The 2,008-nt window shown below is 37.6% G+C and carries 4 protein-coding genes; all 4 read left to right on the forward strand.

What is annotated here, in order from left to right; all coding sequences use genetic code 11:
* The first annotated feature begins 7 nt into the window (after positions 1–7).
* On the forward strand, positions 8–532 hold the full coding sequence (locus tag E1176_RS01830) for a gamma carbonic anhydrase family protein (protein ID WP_155208871.1): 525 nt from the start codon (positions 8–10) through the stop codon (positions 530–532).
* A gap of 63 nt (positions 533–595) precedes the next feature.
* Complete coding sequence (locus tag E1176_RS01835) at positions 596–943, forward strand: phage holin family protein (RefSeq protein ID WP_155208872.1); 348 nt, start codon at positions 596–598, stop codon at positions 941–943.
* 68 nt (positions 944–1,011) lie between these two features.
* A complete protein-coding gene (locus tag E1176_RS01840; protein ID WP_155208873.1) occupies positions 1,012–1,575 on the forward strand; it encodes a hypothetical protein in 564 nt (187 codons plus the stop codon).
* A gap of 10 nt (positions 1,576–1,585) precedes the next feature.
* On the forward strand, positions 1,586–2,008 hold a 423-nt coding region (locus E1176_RS01845; protein ID WP_155208874.1), incomplete at its 3' end, for a rhomboid family intramembrane serine protease.

Here is a 2,008-nt window from a genome sequence, read left to right on the forward strand (position 1 = left end):
TGAAATTATGGCTTTGATAAAAACTGTTAGAAATAAAACCCCTGAATACGGAGAAAACTGCTTTTTTGCTGATAATGCTACGATAGTGGGAGAGGTGACAATGGGTAATAATTGTACCGTTTGGTTTAATGCTGTCGTGAGGGGCGATGTGCATTCAATCACAATTGGTGACGATACCAACATACAAGATGGTGCAGTGATTCATTGTACCTATCAAAAATCTAAAACCGTAATTGGAAATCGAGTCTCCATTGCTCACAATGCTATCGTGCACGGCTGCACCATACATGATGAGGTGCTGGTAGGTATGGGTGCAATCATAATGGACGATGCTGTAGTGCATTCTGGAGCGGTAATAGCTGCCGGAGCGATTATACTCCCCGGAACAGTAGTTGAGGCTAATTCGATTTACGCAGGAGTGCCAGCTAAAAAAGTAAAAGACACCGGTGAAAACATGAAGGAGGTGATAAAACGAACTGCGAAGAATTACCCGATGTATGCTACCTGGTTTAAAGAAGAAAGCAACTCTTAACTTTTATTTGCGAAGTCCATCTTTTAGTTATTAATTAGGTGCCTGATCTAATAATAAACTGAAATGAACTTCATCATTAAACTCCTACTGTCAGCTTTGGCTGTCATCATTACTTCATACCTGCTAAGTGGAGTACATGTAGATGGATTTACTGTAGCATTAATAGTGGCGGCTATCTTAGCATTGTTGAACACTATTATCCGCCCTATTTTGGTTATACTCACGATTCCGATAACAATATTTACACTAGGCTTGTTCCTACTTGTAATCAATGCAATAATTATATTGATTGCGGATAGTATTGTTCCCGGATTTGAGGTTGATGGATTTTGGTGGGCACTTATTTTTAGTGTTATTCTATCGATCCTCAACTCATTATTTCAGGGTTTTAGTACAAATGATAGGGCTTAAATGTCTTGTTAATAATTTGTATTTCTGTTATATTAAAAGAACGAATGAACAACTAACAAATCACCATTATGGTAGCAACTAACAAAGGGTTTGAGCCTGAAGTTATCAAAGAGTATCAAGAGAAAATGAAGGCCTCCAAAAGAAACTTTGTTATCGTAGACTCTGATGATAACTCAGATGAGTATGTCAACTTTTACTTCGTAGGTATGTATGAAGGTAAAGAGGTAATTTATGATGCGGTAATCTATACTCTTAGGTTGCATTATAACAGCGAATTATATGAAATAGCCGAGCATAAAGCCGCTAAAAACTTCCCTGAATTTGAGAGTATAAGGTATAAGGAGGATGAGAATGGTGATTTGGAAATACTCGATGATAAAGAGGAAGAAATCGGACTTTATATGGCCGAGGTGATTACTGAATTGGAGGAAGATGGCGAGGTAAAGGTAAAAGAGCACGTTGAACTCGATGAAAATATCGATTTTGGAGTAGGGCTCGATGTTGGGCTTAACGTAGATGAGATCACAAAAGAGGTTATTTCTAAGTTTGTTAAAGATTATAATGAAGATAATTTGAAACTTGACGATACCTATTATACGTTTCAAACACAGGACGAAGAGTTAATGGACTAAGTATCTGTGAATGAATGAGGGTAGGACAAGGTTGAGAAGAAGTTTATATGCTACACTTTCTTTTGTAGTGGTTATTTGGTTAGTCAAGCTCACCGAATTTGCCTTTGACATAGACCTTACCGAATTTGGTATTTTACCCAGAAGCCTTGAAGGCTCAGTTGGTATAATAACCGGCCCCTTAGTTCATGGCGATATTTTTCACCTACTATCAAACACTTTCCCAATTCTAGTATTAGGAGTTGGGCTTTTTTATTTCTACGATCGTATTGCGCTGCATGTAATTGTACTAATCTATTTGATAACAGGCTTTTGGGTGTGGATAGCAGCAAGAGATGCCTATCATGTGGGAGCCAGTGGTCTTGTTTACGGTTTACTTACATTTTTATTATTCAGCGGTTTTTTTAGAAAAGACAGTAAAACGCTTTCTATCTCT

Source organism: Fulvivirga aurantia, from assembly GCF_009711475.1.
In the GTDB taxonomy this organism is placed as follows: Bacteria; Bacteroidota; Bacteroidia; order Cytophagales; family Cyclobacteriaceae; genus Fulvivirga; species Fulvivirga aurantia.